Annotated in this window: 14 protein-coding genes; 11 read left to right on the top strand and 3 right to left on the bottom strand. The window is 37.2% G+C overall.

Annotated features, from left to right (window positions below; all coding sequences use genetic code 11):
• The first annotated feature begins 138 nt into the window (after positions 1 to 138).
• From hemE to hemY, 3 genes are read left to right on the top strand one after another with little or no spacing between them, the layout of a single operon-like run.
• Positions 139 to 1188, top strand: coding sequence for a uroporphyrinogen decarboxylase (hemE, locus tag C1724_RS14525; RefSeq protein ID WP_102347446.1), 1050 nt, complete (start codon positions 139 to 141; stop codon positions 1186 to 1188).
• 34 nt (positions 1189 to 1222) lie between these two features.
• Positions 1223 to 2164, top strand: a complete 942-nt coding sequence (gene hemH / locus C1724_RS14520; RefSeq protein WP_102347445.1) for a ferrochelatase — start codon at positions 1223 to 1225, stop codon at positions 2162 to 2164.
• Position 2165: 1 nt separating this feature from the next.
• On the top strand, positions 2166 to 3602 hold the full coding sequence (hemY, locus tag C1724_RS14515; protein ID WP_102347444.1) for a protoporphyrinogen oxidase: 1437 nt from the start codon (positions 2166 to 2168) through the stop codon (positions 3600 to 3602).
• 85 nt (positions 3603 to 3687) lie between these two features.
• Here the strand turns inward: hemY and C1724_RS14510 are convergent, their stop codons facing one another.
• On the bottom strand, positions 3688 to 4695 hold the full coding sequence (locus tag C1724_RS14510; protein WP_102347443.1) for a DUF1646 family protein: 1008 nt from the start codon (positions 4693 to 4695) through the stop codon (positions 3688 to 3690).
• A 413-nt stretch (positions 4696 to 5108) separates the two neighbouring features.
• Between C1724_RS14510 and C1724_RS14500 the strand changes: the two genes are divergently transcribed.
• The 3 genes from C1724_RS14500 (at position 5109) to C1724_RS14490 (ending at position 8237) form a co-directional block, all read left to right on the top strand.
• A complete protein-coding gene (locus tag C1724_RS14500) occupies positions 5109 to 6845 on the top strand; it encodes a carbon starvation CstA family protein (RefSeq protein ID WP_102347441.1) in 1737 nt (578 codons plus the stop codon).
• Between the two features lie 176 nt (positions 6846 to 7021).
• Positions 7022 to 7288 carry a cory-CC-star protein gene (locus tag C1724_RS14495; RefSeq protein WP_308410503.1) on the top strand — a complete coding sequence of 89 codons (267 nt, stop codon included), beginning with the start codon at positions 7022 to 7024 and terminating at the stop codon, positions 7286 to 7288.
• 16 nt (positions 7289 to 7304) lie between these two features.
• The gene (locus C1724_RS14490; protein WP_258000403.1) at positions 7305 to 8237 is read left to right on the top strand and encodes an ArsA family ATPase; all 933 of its coding nucleotides are present in this window, start codon (positions 7305 to 7307) and stop codon (positions 8235 to 8237) included.
• A gap of 960 nt (positions 8238 to 9197) precedes the next feature.
• On the opposite strand, the gene C1724_RS14485 is transcribed toward C1724_RS14490, so the two are convergent.
• Positions 9198 to 10727: a gluconokinase gene (locus C1724_RS14485; RefSeq protein WP_102347439.1), complete on the bottom strand. Its 1530-nt coding sequence runs from the start codon at positions 10725 to 10727 to the stop codon at positions 9198 to 9200.
• A gap of 56 nt (positions 10728 to 10783) precedes the next feature.
• Positions 10784 to 11635 carry a MurR/RpiR family transcriptional regulator gene (locus tag C1724_RS14480; RefSeq protein ID WP_102347438.1) on the bottom strand — a complete coding sequence of 284 codons (852 nt, stop codon included), beginning with the start codon at positions 11633 to 11635 and terminating at the stop codon, positions 10784 to 10786.
• 210 nt (positions 11636 to 11845) lie between these two features.
• On the opposite strand from C1724_RS14480, the gene gnd reads away from it, so the two are divergent.
• From gnd to C1724_RS14455, 5 genes are all read left to right on the top strand, one after another.
• Positions 11846 to 12742, top strand: coding sequence for a phosphogluconate dehydrogenase (NAD(+)-dependent, decarboxylating) (gene gnd, locus C1724_RS14475; RefSeq protein ID WP_102347437.1), 897 nt, complete (start codon positions 11846 to 11848; stop codon positions 12740 to 12742).
• Between the two features lie 20 nt (positions 12743 to 12762).
• Positions 12763 to 13881, top strand: coding sequence for a TRAP transporter substrate-binding protein (locus C1724_RS14470; protein WP_102347436.1), 1119 nt, complete (start codon positions 12763 to 12765; stop codon positions 13879 to 13881).
• 200 nt (positions 13882 to 14081) lie between these two features.
• Positions 14082 to 14597, top strand: a complete 516-nt coding sequence (locus C1724_RS14465; protein ID WP_102347435.1) for a TRAP transporter small permease — start codon at positions 14082 to 14084, stop codon at positions 14595 to 14597.
• A 14-nt stretch (positions 14598 to 14611) separates the two neighbouring features.
• Positions 14612 to 15880, top strand: coding sequence for a TRAP transporter large permease (locus C1724_RS14460; RefSeq protein WP_102347434.1), 1269 nt, complete (start codon positions 14612 to 14614; stop codon positions 15878 to 15880).
• 125 nt (positions 15881 to 16005) lie between these two features.
• On the top strand, positions 16006 to 16971 hold the full coding sequence (locus C1724_RS14455; RefSeq protein ID WP_102347945.1) for a sugar kinase: 966 nt from the start codon (positions 16006 to 16008) through the stop codon (positions 16969 to 16971).
• Positions 16972 to 16977: the final 6 nt, after the last annotated feature.

Genomic DNA, 16977 nt, shown 5'->3' with positions numbered 1-16977 from the left:
TTTACCAATGTGTATATACATAAAATAATTATTTAGATTATAGTTGATATTGTATTGTATAAATGAGCCGCAAGGAACATGTATTGAAAAAGTATAAACATAATGATAGATGTGTTTACAGAAAGGTGTTGGATAGTAATGAATAACCAGAAATTTAATGACACATTATTAAAAGCAGCAAGAGGCGAGAAAACTGATTACGTACCCTGTTGGTATATGAGGCAAGCGGGGCGGTCACAACCTGAATATAGAAAACTAAAAGAGAAATATTCTCTATTTGAAATAACACATCAGCCGGAGCTTTGCGCATATGTTACAAGATTGCCAGTGGAGCAATATGATGTAGATGCCGCTATTTTGTATAAAGATATTATGTCACCATTGCCATCAATTGGTGTGGATGTAGATATTAAATCAGGAATTGGTCCTGTAATTTCAAATCCAATTCGTTCAATGGAAGACGTTGAGAAACTAGGGGAAATAGATCCGGAAAGTGATGTACCATATGTTCTCGATACTATTAAGTTATTAGTAAATGAGCAATTATCCGTCCCTTTAATTGGATTCGCAGGAGCACCATTTACACTTGCAAGTTACATGATTGAAGGCGGTCCTTCTAAAAATTATAATAAAACAAAAGCATTTATGTATTCACAGCCCGAGGCTTGGTTTAAATTAATGGACAAGCTTGGAACTATGACAATTACTTACGTAAAATCACAAATTGATGCAGGCGCGAAAGCTGTTCAAATTTTTGATTCATGGGTAGGGGCGTTAAATGTTGCAGACTATCGCCTGTTTATTAAACCAATAATGAATCATATTTTTACAGAGCTTCGTGAAAAGAACGTTCCATTAATTATGTTTGGAGTTGGAGCAAGTCATTTAGCACAAGAATGGCACGATTTACCGCTCGATGTTGTAGGCCTTGACTGGCGTATGCAAATTGATGAAGCGAGGAAGCTTGGAATATCGAAAACAGTGCAAGGTAATCTTGACCCAGCCATTTTATTAGCTCCTTGGGAAGTAATTGAGGAGCGTGCAAAAGCGATTTTGGATCAAGGTATGAAACAACCTGGCTACATTTTTAATTTAGGTCATGGTGTATTTCCTGATGTGAAAGTAGAAACTTTACAGAAACTTACGAAATTTATACATGAATACTCAGCTGAAAAATTAAGAGCCTAAATAGAAACATGAATCGACTTGATGAGGTGAAATAATGACAAAACGAAAAATCGGCTTGCTTGTAATGGCCTATGGTACGCCGTACAAGGAAGAGGATTTAGAACGGTATTATACACATATCCGCCATGGCCGTAAGCCATCACCGGAAATGATAGAAGATTTACGAAGACGTTATGATGCGATTGGTGGAATTTCACCATTAGCTAAAATAACTAAGCAGCAGGCAGAAGCCTTACAAGCTAATCTTAATAAAGAAGTTCCTGATGTTGAATTTGAGTTATATTTGGGACTCAAACATATTGAGCCGTTTGTTGAGGATGCTATTCATGCAATGAAAAATGATGGAATAGAGGAAGCAATTAGTATTGTGCTTGCCCCACATTTTTCAACGTTCAGTATTAAATCATATAATGGACGGGCTGTTGAAGAGTCTGAGAAAATTGGTGGTCCAACGATCTATTCAATCGAATCATGGTATAAAGAACCATTATTTATTGATTATTGGTCAGAGAATATTAAAAATATCTTTGATAGCATGTCGGAAACTGAAAGAACCAATGCGGTATTAATTGTTTCTGCACACAGTCTCCCTGAAAAAATTATCGGAATGGGTGACCCATATCCGCAGCAACTAGAAGAAACAGCAAAGTTAATAGTGGAACAAACAGATATAAAAAATTATGAAATAGGCTGGCAAAGTGCCGGGAATACACCTGAGCCATGGCTGGGACCAGATGTTCAAGATCTTACAAGAGATCTACATAAGCAAAAAGGCTTTACGAGCTTTGTATATGCACCAGTAGGGTTTGTATCCGATCATTTAGAAGTCCTATATGATAATGATTTTGAATGCAAAGTCGTTACAAAAGAAATTGGTGGCAACTATTACCGCCCACCTATGCCGAATATACATCCAAAGTTTATTCAAGCGCTAAGTAATGTAGTTATTCAAAAACTCCAAGAAGTAGGCGAATAAAGTGAGTCAACAAAACAAAAGAGTTGTTGTAATTGGTGGTGGAATTACTGGCCTTGCAGCAACCTACTACTTACAAAAAGAAACACGTGTAAATTCTTTACCACTTGAAACGTTATTAATAGAAGGATCTAATCGTTTAGGTGGAAAAATTGAAACATATACTGAAAACGGTTATGTAATTGAAAAGGGACCAGATTCATTTTTAGCACGTAAATTAAGTGCTTCCAGACTTGTTGAAGAGGTAGGATTAAAGGATAAGCTCGTAGCTAACAGTGCGGGTAAATCTTATGTTTTAGTAAAAGATAAACTCCATCCTATGCCCGGTGGAGCTATTATGGGGATTCCTACAAAAATAGCGCCATTTGCATTGTCAGGTTTATTTAGTCCTATTGGGAAAATACGTGCTGGTGCTGATCTCTTCATTCCCCGTTCAAATAAAAGTGGAGATCAGTCATTGGGTAAGTTTTTCCGAAGAAGATTGGGTGATGAAGTAGTTGATCATTTAATTGAGCCACTCCTTTCGGGAATATATGCTGGCGATATCGATCAAATGAGCTTAATGGCTACCTTTCCACAATTCTATGAAGTCGAGCAAAAATCAAGAAGTTTAATGCTTGGAATGAAAAGTGCAACGCCAAAAACTCCTAAGTCCCAGGAAAAAACAAAGAAAAAGTCGAAAGGGATGTTTTTAACTCCGACGACTGGATTAGAATCAATTGTTCATGCAGTGGAAGAAAAGTTACAACCTGGTTCTGTAAAGAAAAATATACGAGTTGAAAATATAACTCGTAATGGGGATTTATATGTACTTCAATTGTCTAATGGTGAGGAAATGGTGGCAGACAGCGTGGTTGTTTGTACACCACATCAACAAACAGCAGAAGTTTTCTCTCATTATTCATTCTTTGAACCATTAAAAGATGTACCTTCTACTTCTGTAGCCACTGTAGCAATGGTATTTCCTGAGGAAGTCATAAAAAAAGATATAGATGGAACAGGCTTTGTTGTATCACGAGATAGCGGCTATGCGATTACTGCTTGTACGTGGACACATAAAAAGTGGCCGCATTCAACACCAAAGGGAAAAGTGATTCTTCGCTGCTATGTAGGAAAAGCTGGAGATGAAGAAATTGTTTATCGCTCAGATGACGAAATCATCGATGCTGTATTAAATGATCTAAATAAAATAATGAATATCACTTCAAAACCAGAGTTTTCAATTATTAGTAGATGGAAAGATTCAATGCCACAGTATACTGTAGGTCATAAGCAAAGACTTCAAACTATTAAAGAAAAAATGACCACACATTTACCGGGTGTTTATTTAGCCGGTGCTTCGTATGAAGGATTAGGCGTACCTGACTGCATTGATCAGGGAGAAGAATCTGTTCAGAAAGTCTTACAATTCTTAAAACTAAAAAGTATGCAAACAAGCTGATAAAGTATATGCACAAGCGGTTATAGACTGCTTGTGCATTTTTTTGACTTCTAAGGGCAAATAAAAACGAGGGTGAAAAAAGCTTTTAGATAAACAATACAATAAAATAAACAGCCATCGTAAGCAGTCCAACTGGTACACCGAAACTTGCCCATTCCTTACTTGTAATGTTCAATTTACCAGCTGCAATAATATTTGGAATGTTTCCTGGAATAAGCATACCACCGCTAATAATAAGACCAAGCAAGACAGCACGTATAGTTTCTGGATCCATTGCCGGACTAATTTCTGCAGCAGCAAGAGTGGCGTTATCTAAAATAGCTGAAATCATATTAATCCAATACAATAGCATCGGGTCTAGGTTGATAATATATTTATTAATTAGCGGCTCAAATCCATGACCTAAGAAGGTTAATCCCATAACAAATAAGTAGATTTTTGCTGATCTTATAATAATTTCATTATAGCTTTCTGTACTTTGTCCAGAAGATAAACTAGTTGAATCTCGATGCGGCTTTACAAAAATGAAGGTCAGTGCTCCGAACATAGTAACAGCTGAGATTACCTCCGGACCAATTAACCTTATTAAATAAAAGAAGTCCTCATTTAATTTACTAACGGTAATCGTAGATAGGGGTTCCCCAATCGGTGTTAACGCTGCCCCTAGTCCAATTGAGAAACATGCTAGGATAGTGAAACGAATTTCAGATTGCCGTTCTAAGGGAAGTACATTCACGATAATAACTAGAATTATAGCGGCAATAATTGCTGTGATAATACTTGATGCAAGTCCCAAAAGGATAACCACTAAAGCTAGAAAGAACCGAGCTGTTAATGCTCTGCTTAACGATAGTATGGATGCTGTAAGAGGAACATGGAGCCATTTTGTAAGTAGTCCAGCCACTAACACAGCGATTGTAATATTTATTGGGTCAAACAGTGCTTTTTCAATTAAATAGCTATTCATTGTTCCGCTAATAGCAGCAGCAGAAGACCCCATAATAAATAGGAAAATTTCTAAGTTATGCTCGACCTGTTTTACGGAAAAAGGTAAAAATAACACTAATATTAAAATTACGAATAATCCAATCATTCGGTTCATTCCTTTGTATGAATTTTTAGAATGGTTAAAGTTATAGAGAACTGCTATAAGTAAAGGTTATTTTTATTAAATAAAATAACCACCTCCATACTAGGTTTTATTATATAAATCAGCATCTCTCAACGATGAATAAACAGTGACCATGTGATATTAGAGATGACTTATACTAGCTTACTCATAAAATACAAAATTATTATATTCCTTTATATGAAACTATTAACTATTTACAAAAGTATTATTGGCAAAATAAAAAACATAACATTTGTTGTATTTAAATTGAAGTATAAGGGGCAATTGTTCATAATAAACGAAATGTTGAATAAGATTTTAGTAGGCAATAATCTATTTAAACTGCAATTGGCAAAGAACCTACTACAGAAATTCATTGAAAGGGAGGCGTTATCATGTATGGTATTTTGTTAGCGGTTATTGGTATGGTCGTTTTCTTTTTAGGTTACATGTATTATGCAAAATTTGTAGCGGAAAAGATATACCGTTTAGATCCGAATTACAAAACACCTGCACATCAATTCGAGGATGGAGTCGATTTTGTTCCAACTAATAAACTAGTATTATGGGGACATCACTTTACATCTGTTGCAGGTGCGGCACCTATTGTAGGACCTGCGATAGCGGTGTACTGGGGTTGGCTGCCTGCTGTCCTTTGGGTAGTTTTAGGAACCGTCTTTGCTGCTGGTGTTCATGATTTTGGTGCGCTTGTTTTATCTGTACGAAATAAGGGGCAATCCATTGGGACGATTGCGAATAAGTTTATTGGAAAACGTGGCAAAATATTGTTTTTATTTATTATTTTAATTTTGGTTTTAATGGTTAATGCAGTTTTTGCTTGGGTTATTTCAAATCTATTTGTTTCAAATCCTTCAGCAGTTTTATCAGTATTTATACAAATTCCGTTAGCCGTTTGGATTGGTTATAAAGTCCATAGGAAAAGCGGAAATATGTTACTTCCATCCTTGATAGCGCTTGCAGTTATGTATGGTGCGGCAATTATCGCAAGCAGGGTACCTGCCTTGCAAATTGATTTAGTTAACTATTTTGGTGGTCCAGACCAAATTGTTGCATTTGGTTTAAATGGAGTGTCAATGGCATTTTTTGTTTGGATTATTATTTTAATGATCTATGTTTATATTGCATCAGTACTACCGGTTTGGAAGTTATTACAACCGAGAGATTATATAAATTCCCATCAATTGGTGGTTGGCTTAGCTATTTTATATTTAGGCTTATTATTTTCAAATCCAGAAGTTACAGCACCGATGACGAATCCAGGTGCCGATGTATCATGGTTTCCTCTTTTGTTTATAACAATTGCGTGTGGTGCTATTTCAGGTTTCCACGGTCTAGTATCATCAGGAACTTCATCCAAGCAATTAGATAAAGAAACAGATGCTAAGTTTGTAGGATATTTAGGGGCTGTTGGAGAAGGTGCACTGGCCTTAATCGCAATTATTGCAGTCGTTACCTTTTTCCCTTCAGTGGATGAATTTACCGCGAAATATAGCAGTTTTGCAGCAGCTAGCGGCGGCGGACTAGGGGCATTTATTGGAGGTGCTGGGCAACTTGCTACAGGTATTGGTATTCCAGCTGATATTGCATCTACAATTGTAGCTGTTATTGTTGTCAGCTTTGCGGCAACCACACTAGATACATCAGTTCGTTTAATGCGGTACATTATTGCAGAATTAGGTAGTGAGTACAACATACAATCATTAACTAAAACACATGTAGCCACAACAATCGCAGTTGTGTCGAGCGCAGCGCTAGTGTTATTACCAGAAGGTCCAAATGGTTTTGGCTCAGGGGGATATCTATTATGGCCGTTATTTGGTACATCAAACCAACTTTTAGCGGGTATAACACTATTACTCATTACGATGTGGTTGAAAAATCAAGGTCGGAACTATTTGGTGACATTAATTCCAATGGCATTCCTGATGTTTATGACGGTTTGGGCAATGGCTCAACAAGTCTTTCTTGATTGGTCTGGTTGGGGTACTACAGACGGAAATATGTTGCTGTTTGTATTTGGTGCGATTATTTTAGGGTTTACATTCTGGATTTTCATTGAAGCGGTGGCTGCTTTAACTAAAAAAAATAATAATATTGATCGGACATTGTAATGGTTATTAAGGCATGTGAGGATCTGATCTTACATGCCTTTTATTCTTGAAGTCTTTCGAATTACATGTTTAGATGTTTGTTAAGTTAAGATAAATTTTTCGTTTGCGCCATCGGACAAGATTTGCATTTTTCAATTAAACTAGTGCTTTTAGAAATATGAAAAGGTGATGAAGATTTGGTTGAAAAAAAGCTATCTTTAAAGAAACTAATCAAATTATACGATGAAATGATCAGCTTGCCTCATCGAGCGGAAGTAGTCCGGGAACTCCGTGACGAGGAGGACGTGTTTTTATTTCTTTGCTATTCCGAAATGTTAGGAATTCCAAATCCTGCTTTTTATTATACTTTGGAACTTTACCCTTATATTATTGAGAGATTTCATCAATGGCATATTAGAATGGGAATGGAAAAATCACCACTAGACGGAGTTCGGTGCTGTTAAAATGGAGGAATGTGGATTGGCTGCAATATGGGATAAACAAATAGTATTTATAGGAGGCAAAGGTGGTGTTGGTAAATCAACATCTGCAGCAGCTATTGCATGGCGTGCTGCTGCAAGTGGAAAAAGAACACTGCTTATTTCAACAGACCCTGCACATAACGTTGGCGACATTTTCCACACAAGTATTGGTGGAGAAGTGAAAAAGATTGAAGAGCGGCTTTGGGCTTTAGAAATTGACCCTTCAATAGAAACCAAAACATATATTGATGAGGTTAAAGGAAATTTAAAGGGAATGGTCAAGTCAACTTTACTGACGGAAGCATATCGTCAAATTGACATGGCAGTTGCAACTCCTGGTGCTGAGGAAGCAGCGATTTTTGATCGTATATGTTCAATTGTGCTAACAGAACGAGCAAATTTTGATTTTATTATTTTTGATACGGCCCCAACTGGACATACTATCCGCTTGCTATCTTTACCTGAACTAATGGGAGCTTGGATAGATGGGATGGTGAATAGGAGGAAGAAAATTAACCAAAATTACTCACAGCTACTAAATGATGGCGAACCAGTCGAGGATCCAATTTATGAGATGCTCCAGAAACGTCGAAAAAAATTTGTAGAAGTGAGGGAACTTTTATTAAACCAAAATAAGACAGGCTATTATTTTGTACTAATTCCAGAAAGACTTCCAATTCTTGAAACAGAGAAGGCATTGTATCAATTAAACCAATATAGTATTAATGTGGATGGGTTAATAATAAATAAGGTATTACCGGAAGAAGCAGATGGTACTTTTTTAAATAAAAGAAGAGCACAAGAGCATGAATATTTACAAATGATTGAAAAAATATTTTCGAAACAGCGAATTATGCATATACCACTTTTTCCTGAAGATATATCTAGCCTGCAGGCATTAAAGCAATATTCTGATCATATTAAAGGTTAATAAAATCGGAAAACGGAAAAGTAGAGGGCACTTGTCCGTATTTACAGAGGATTTGACGTCTTTGAGTCGGAATGAAATTAAGATTCTGACAGGAAGAGGAGGGAAAAGCAGAAATACAGTCAGAAAGGTAGCTGGATTCTGACAGGGATAGAAGGAAAAGCAGAAATCGAGTCAGAACCCGTCACTGATTCTGACAGGAAAAGGAGAAAAAGCCTGAAACGAGTCAGAACCCGCCCTCAATTCTGACAGGAAAAGGAGAAAAAGCCTGAAACGAGTCAGAACCCGCCCTCAATTCTGACAGGAAAAGGAGAAAAAGCTGCAAACGAGTCAGAACCCGCCCTCGATTCTGACAGGAAAAGGAGAAAAAGCCTGAAACGAGTCAGAACCCGCCCTCGATTCTGACAGGAAAAGGAGAAAAAGCCTGAATTGAGTCAGAACCCGCCCTCAATTCTGACAGGAAAAGGAGAAAAAGCCTAAAACGAGTCAGAACCCGCCCTCGATTCTGACAGGAAAAGGAGAAAAAGCATGAAACGAGTCAGAACCCGTCCTCGATTCTGACAGGAAAAGGAGAAAAAGTCTAAATCGAGTCAGAACCCGCCCTCGATTCTGACAGGAAAAGGAGAAAAAGCTGCAAACGAGTCAGAACCCGCCCTCAATTCTGACAGGAAAAGGAGAAAAAGCTGCAAACGAGTCAGAAAGGTAGCTGGATTCTGACAGGAAAAGGAGAAAAAGCCTGAAACGAGTCAGAACCCGCCCTCGATTCTGACAGGAAAAGGAGAAAAAGCCTGAAACGAGTCAGAACCCGCCCTCAATTCTGACAGGAAAAGGAGAAAAAGTCTAAATCGAGTCAGAACTCGCCCTCGATTCTGACAGGAATAGAAGGAAAAGCCGGTTTTGTCAGAACCCGTCACTGATTCTGACAAAACCGGCTTTTCCTTATTCATTATATTGGTTATTTGGTTATTGATTTTGGATGCGATGCAGTTCTACGAAACTTGCCCGTAATGATTGGTATAAACTTCGATAAACGTTGTAAAGCTCAGCGTACTTGCGATGGTTCTCCTCTTTAGGAACCAGTGACATTTTCATCGGAATATGATCTTTAATGTCAATTAAAGAACTGGATTCACCAACACTACATAACGCAATCCAAGCAGCACCCCAAGCGGAGCTTTGATGAGACTCTGGCACGTGTACTTCTTTGCCGAAAACATCACATAAAATTTGTAACCATAATGATGATCGTGCGAACCCACCACTTGCGTAAATTTTCGATGGTTCACCTGCTAGTCTTTCAAGAGCCTCACCGATGTGAAAAATGCTAAAAATAACACCCTCAAGTCCAGCGCGAATCATATGATCACGTTGATGTGATGATGTTAAACCAATATACGCTCCTTTTGCTTTGGCATCCCAGAATGGTGCACGTTCTCCATTTAGATGTGGCATGAATAGTAATCCATTAGAACCGACAGGTATTTTTTCAGCAATAGTAGTTAATAAATCATAGGCATTTAAACCTTGTGACTGCGCTAAACCGACCTCGTGCTGACCAAGTGTTTCTTTTATCCAGCGCAATACAATGCCGCCATTATTGGTAGGCCCTCCCATAATCCAAAGATCATCCGTAAATGAATAACAAAATACCTCTTGTTCTTCATCTGTTTTTGGTTTATTTGTCATTTGGCGGATTGCTCCACTAGTTCCAATTGTGATTGCTACTTCGCCTTTATTTATAGCGCCAATTCCTAAATTGGCTAATGGACCATCACTTCCACCGATTACAAAAGGTAGGTTAACAGGTATTCCCATTTGATCAGCGATTTGTTTGTTCATACCTTGCATTGTATAGTGTGCCGGTACAACTTTAGAAAGCTGCTCTACTGAAATACCTGCTTGTTCTAAAGCGTCTGAATTCCAGTCACGCGTAAAAATGTCCAACATGCCTGTAGCTGCAGCGACTGAATAATCAACAACATATTCCCCAAACCAACTAGCTATTAAATACTCCTTAATAGAAATAAATTTATATGCATTTAAGTAAGGCTCGTAATTCGTTTCTTTCATCCAAATTAATTTTAATAGCGGTGACATTGGATGAATAGGTGTTCCGGTTTTTAAATAAATAGGTAAACCGATATTGTTTCCTTTTAGGGCTTGTGCTTGTGCAGTACTTCGACCATCAGCCCAGGTAATGGATGGGGACAGCGGTTTATTATTTCGATCTACACAAATAATCGAATGCATAGCAGAGGATATTCCTACAGCAATTAATTCTTCCTTTGTTATCGCTGCTTTAGTAATTGCAGTTTTAATTGCAGTAATAGCAGCTAGTTCTATTTGGTGTGCATCTTGTTCGGCCCAAGATGGTTTTGGATGGGTTAATGGGTACTCACTTTCGCATTCTGAGATCACATTACCTGTTTTATCAAAAACAACTGCTTTTGTACTAGTTGTACCAACATCTAATCCTATTACGTATTTTTTCATGAATGAAGAATCCTTTCTACCTTATCTAAGTCATAGTGTGAAGTTTACATCTATTTTTATACTCGTCGCAATGATATTGCTTTTCTCATTTTATTGAGAGATTCTTTCATTTCTTGTTTTCGTTCTTTGCTCACATTAACAAACAAAGCGTCAATAATACTTAATTCTGCAATCCTAGAGGCCAATGCCTCTGTTCTATATTCAGTTTCTTGAGACACTGTATAAAGTGGAATATCTACACTAGTACTTAAAAAAGACTTTGTATAATTTGTAATCCCAATTGTTTTTGCTCCACTATCTTTTATAACACTCACTAGATCTATTATATCTTTATTAGATCCAGAGTGAGAAATAATGACTGCTACATCTTTTTCAGTAAGTTGTGAGGCGGCCATTAATTGGATATGTGTATCGGCATATGCCATACAATTAATACCAGTCCTGATAAATTTATGGAATGCATCCATTGCTATAATTCCCGATCCACCTGTTCCGTAAAATTCTATTTTCCTTGCATTTAATAACAAATTAACAGATTCGGCTAATTTTTCAGAATTCATCACTTTCAACGTTTCATTGATTGCTAATATATTGGTTTTAAACACTTTATCGGTTACATCATAAACAGAGTCTTCTTCCTGTAAAGTTTCATGTATATCTTCAATAGGGTTCACAATTTCAGATGCAAGGGCAATTTTAAATGCTTGGTAGCCTTTAAAACCAATTCTTTTACAAAAACGAAATACAGTAGCATCTGCTATTTCCAAATCTTCAGCGATTTGATTGATTGTAAGATGAATTATTTTTTTAGGATTGTTTAAAATAAAGTCTGCAATTAATTTTTCCTTTTCGCTAAATTCATGATAAAGGGCACGGATGCTCTGAATAACATGTGGCGGATTAGACATGATTTACCCCCGTAATTGTAGTAATTATAGTAATTGATTGCGCTTTCAGTTTTTCTGTATCTATTGTATACGAAAACTAATTTAATTTTAAGGGGGGATGAAAGAAATTTTATTTCGCGAAATCGCTTGCATTAAAATTTTTTTGTAATATAATTTATTGTGTAAACGACATTTTTCTACAAAATGTCCGTTTAGGAAGGGAGTTATGCTATGCAACTTGGTCTCATTGGCCTTGGGAAAATGGGTTATAACTTAGCACTAAATCTACTAGAACATGGTCATAGTCTTATCGCGAACGACATCAGTGAAGAGCAAGTAAAGAGCATTACAAAGGAAGGTGCAATTGGTACATATTCCATTGCTGAACTGATCGGGAAATTAGATAAGCCACGAAATATTTGGATTATGGTTCCTGCAGGTCCAATAACGGATCAAGTTCTCACTGAAGTACTTAAACACATTGATAAGGGTGATCGAATTATTGATGGTGGTAATTCTAATCCAGCCGACTCACTCAGACGGGCTGAGTTAGTACAGCAAAAAGAAGCGTATTTTTTTGATGTTGGTACTAGTGGAGGCACAGAGGGAGCTCGTGAAGGAGCCTGTTTTATGATAGGCGGCAATGCCGAACAATTTAAAGAGATTGAGCCAATATTTAAGTCTATATCCGTTGAAAACGGATACCTCTATGCTGGAATAGAAGGAAGTGGACATTTTCTAAAGATGGTTCATAATGGCATTGAATACGGTATGATGCAGTCCATTGCTGAAGGTTTTGAAGTTCTACACAAAAGTCAATTTGATTATGATTTCGAAGCTGTCGCAAGGGTCTGGAATCACGGATCAGTTATTCGCTCATGGTTAATGGAACTAACCCAAAATATTTTTTCAAAAGATGCTAAATTGGAAGGGATTCAAGGTGTAATGCATTCATCTGGTCATGGAAAATGGACTATTGAAAATGCCCTGGAACTTCAAGTCCCTACCCCAGTTATTGCATTATCACTAATGATGCGTTATCGTTCACTTGAAGAAGATACCTTTTCAGGTAAAGTTGTAGCAGCCCTTCGAAATGAATTTGGTGGACATAAGGTAATCAAGAACTAGAAGAAAAGGAGAGAAAGACAATGAAAAAGTTTTTAATGCTAATAATGACAGCAGCACTTTTATTTGTGTTAGCGGCTTGTGGCGGCGGTGACACTGGAAATAATGCAGGTGGTGACGCTGGCGGTGAAGGTGGCGGCGATGCTGGTGAAACAAAAACAATCCGCGCTGGTATTGGCTTAAATGACCAACATCCGCAATATATTGCTCTTTTAAAATTCAAGGAAATTGTTGAAGAGCAAACAAACGGTTCTATTAAAGTTGAAACATATCACAGTGGTCAGCTTGGTGATGACCGTACCATGACTGAAGCATTGCAGCTAGGTACTCAAGAAGTTACAATTCCTTCAACAGCACCTATTGCAAACTTCTTACCTGCATTTAGTGTATTTGATTTTCCATTCTTATTCCCAAATGAGCAAGTTGCAGACGCAGTATTAGATGGCCCGGTTGGTCAAAAGTTCTTAGATATGCTACCTGAGCAAAATTTAGTTGGTTTAGCTTATTGGGAAAATGGTTTCCGTGACTTAACAAATAGTGTAAGACCAGTTGCAACAGCTGCTGATATGAAAGGTTTAAAAATCCGTACAATGGAAAATGACCTTCACTTAGAAGCGTTCCGTGCATTAGGTGCAAACCCAACGCCGATGGCATTTACTGAATTATTTACAGCATTACAACAAGGTACAGTAGATGGACAAGAAAACCCATATGCTACAATTTATCTACAAAAATTCAATGAAGTTCAAAAATATATCTCTGATACACACCATATTTACAGCCCGTTCGTATTCTTAATGAGCAAATCATTCTATGATGGATTAACTCCTGAGCAACAAGAAATTGTTAAAAACGCTGCTGTAGAAGCAGGTAAATACAATCGTGAAATTAATCGTGAAGCAAATGATAAGTATTTAGCAGATCTTCAAGAAGCTGGTATGACATATACAGCGATTACGCCTGAAGCTCGTCAAGAAATGGTTGACCTAGTACAGCCAACAATTGATAAGTATGCTGAGCAAATTGGAGCTGACCTTGTAAAAGAAGTTTATGATGCGGTAGCAGAAGCACAAGCAAATGCTGAAGCAGCTCCTGCTGAAGATACACCTGCTGCAGAAGAAGAAGGTACAACTGAAAAATAATTTTTGTTTACTAAAACGATTTATCTAGCAATTTCGACAAGTTTTTAGTATAATCAAAAAAGAAGGTTTTGAAGAAATACTCTTCAAAACCTTCTATATATAAAAATTGAGTTTTATCATATAAAACACATAACAATTCGAAAATTAAGTTTTATATCATAAAACTTAAAAAACAAGCAGAGGAGAATAGGGGGGCAACTATGAAATTCATTAAAATGCTTGACCGTCATTTAGAAGAAGCGTTATTAGTTATTTTCTCAACCGTAATGACATCTGTTATCTTCATACAGGTTGTCATGCGTATGTCAGGCAACTCATTATCTTGGTCAGAAGAATTAGGAAGGTATTGTTTTATTTGGTTGGTTTACATTGGAATCGCTTACGGAGTTAAGAAACAACGTCATATTAAAGTGGATGTAATGCTATTATTATTTAAAGACAGAGGGAAACTTGTATTAACAATTATCTCTAATATATTATTTTTAATCTTCGCTGTTTTAGTAGTCTATCATGGAAACGCTATTGCGCAGCAATTACTTGGTTTCGGTCAAAAGTCACCTGCACTTCATGTTCCGATGGGGTTTGTATATTTAGCCTCACCAGTCGGAATGGGTTTGTCCGCGATACGTTTAATTCAAGTACTTATTCCACAGTTTAAAGCATTATTTGGTAATGGAGAATATGTAATCGAAACTAGAGAAAATGAGAACCAATAGGGGGAGGATATAAAATGGCATCAGCAATATTATTTGGTAGTTTTGCAATCTTACTATTATTAAGTGTCCCTATTGGTATTGCACTGGGGATTTCAACATTAGCGACCATTGTTATCACAGGAACAATGCCAATTCAATTTGTAATGAAGGAGCTAGTAACAGCAGTCGACTCATTTCCGATTATGGCTGTTCCATTCTTTATCCTTGCCGGGGAGATCATGGGTAAAGGTGGTATCTCGCAACGTTTATTTGGTGTAGCAAATGCAATGGTAGGAAATAAAACTGGTGGATTTGCGATCGCTACGATTATCACTTGTATGTTCTTTGCTGCCATTTCTGGTTCAGGTCCTGCAACAGTTGCTGCTATCGGTGGAATTATGATTCCTGCAATGGTGCAACAAGGCTATGATAAGAAATTTGCTACTGCTACTGTAGCTGCCGCAGGTTCGATTGGGGTTATCATTCCTCCAAGTATACCAATGGTAATGTACGGTGTATCAGGAAGTGTATCAATTGGGGATTTATTTATCGCTGGTATTATTCCTGGAATTTTAGTTGGTATAGTAATGATGATTTGGGCTTGGTATTATTCAAAGAAAAAAGGCTATACAGGTTCAGATGAAAAAACTTCAATTAAAGGTATTTTAAAAGCAACATGGGAAGCGAAATGGGCAATAATCATGCCAGTTATTATCTTAGGTGGTATATATGGCGGTATTTTCACACCAACAGAAGCGGCTGTAGTGGCAGTTGTATACGGTTTAGTTGCCGGTAAGTTTTTATATCGTGAATTGAAATTTAAGGATATTCCTAAAATCTTAATTGATTCAATGCTTACGACTGCAACTGTTTTAGTTATCGTTGGTGCAGCAACAGGATTTGGACGTTTATTAACAATTGAACAAATTCCAAACCAAGTTGCTTCAGCGATGATGTCAGTTTCCGAAAATCCGTTTGTTATTATGGCATTAATTACAATTTTATTACTGATTGTTGGATGTTTCATGGATACAATCGCAGCGATTATTATTTTAACACCTATTTTATTGCCGATTGCCCTGCAAATTGGTTATGATCCAATTCACTTTGGTATTATTATGGTTGTTAACTTAGCGATTGGATTCATTACACCGCCATTAGGTGTTAACCTATTCGTAGGTTCGGGTATATCTGGACTGTCAATTGAAGATCTATCGAAGGCTGTTGTCCCATTCTTCGTTGCAATGGTAATTGCATTGTTATTCGTTACCTTCATTCCACAGCTTTCATTACTTTTCTTATAATATAGTTATAGTTTATTAAACTCCCCTGCTTTAAGTAGGGGGGTATTGTTTTAATGTAGTAAAAAGGAATAATAGTGACAAACTACATATATGGTATTTTGATTTTAGAGGATGAGGTGACAGCGATGAAAGAACTTGATGTAGTTACATTTGGTGAAACCATGGTCTTATTTACAGGTGGAGATGCACTTCCGCTAGAATATGTACATACATTTGAAAAACAGCTTGGTGGAGCAGAATCAAATATGGCAATTGGTCTTAAACGATTAGGTCATAAGGTAGGATGGTTTAGCATGTTAGGAGACGATCCTTTTGGGCGTTACGTTCACCGAACGATTAGAGGGGAAGGTGTTGATACTACAGCCTGTCATTATACATCTGATGCTCCACAAAGTATCTTTTTTAAAGAAAAGATCGCAAAAGGGCTAATGAATATTTACTATTATCGTAAAGGAATGGCAGCAAGCTTATTAGCTCCTGAAAATCTTGATGAACAATACATAGCAAAAGCAAAAGTATTACATGTAACGGGCATTACACCTGCTTTAAGTACATCTTGCCAACAAGCTGTATTTGAGGCTATTAAAATAGCGAAAAAGCATAATTTAAAGGTTGTTTTTGATCCTAACATTCGTTACAAGCTGTGGAAAGACCGTGATGTAGCAAGAGAGGTTATGTTGAAAATTGCTGAACAAGCAGATGTCATTTTGCCAGGACTAGATGAAGGGCAATTTTTAACTGGCAAAAATACTCCAGAGGAGATTGCACATGTGCTAATAAGCGGTGCTAATAAAACAGTTGTAATTAAACTTGGGAGCGAAGGATCTTATTACCAAACAGCAACTGATTCTGGGTATGTTAAAGGCTTTGAAGTTGATGAGGTTATTGATCCTGTGGGTGCAGGTGATGGCTTTGCAGCTGGTATTATTAGTGGGTTGCTTGATGAAAAAACAATGGAGGAAACACTCCGTTTGGGAAATGCAATTGGTGCGATTGTTGTTGGAGTTCGTGGTGACATGGAGGGTTTACCAACTAAGCAACAGGTTGAAAGCTTTATGTCTGCAACTGGACGTAGTGATGTTGAAAGATAGATTCAA

This window comes from Bacillus sp. Marseille-P3661 (assembly GCF_900240995.1).
Classification (GTDB): domain Bacteria; phylum Bacillota; class Bacilli; order Bacillales; family Bacillaceae_J; genus OESV01.
Note: the sequence above shows the minus strand (reverse complement) of the source record. Positions and strands in the feature narration are given on the sequence as shown.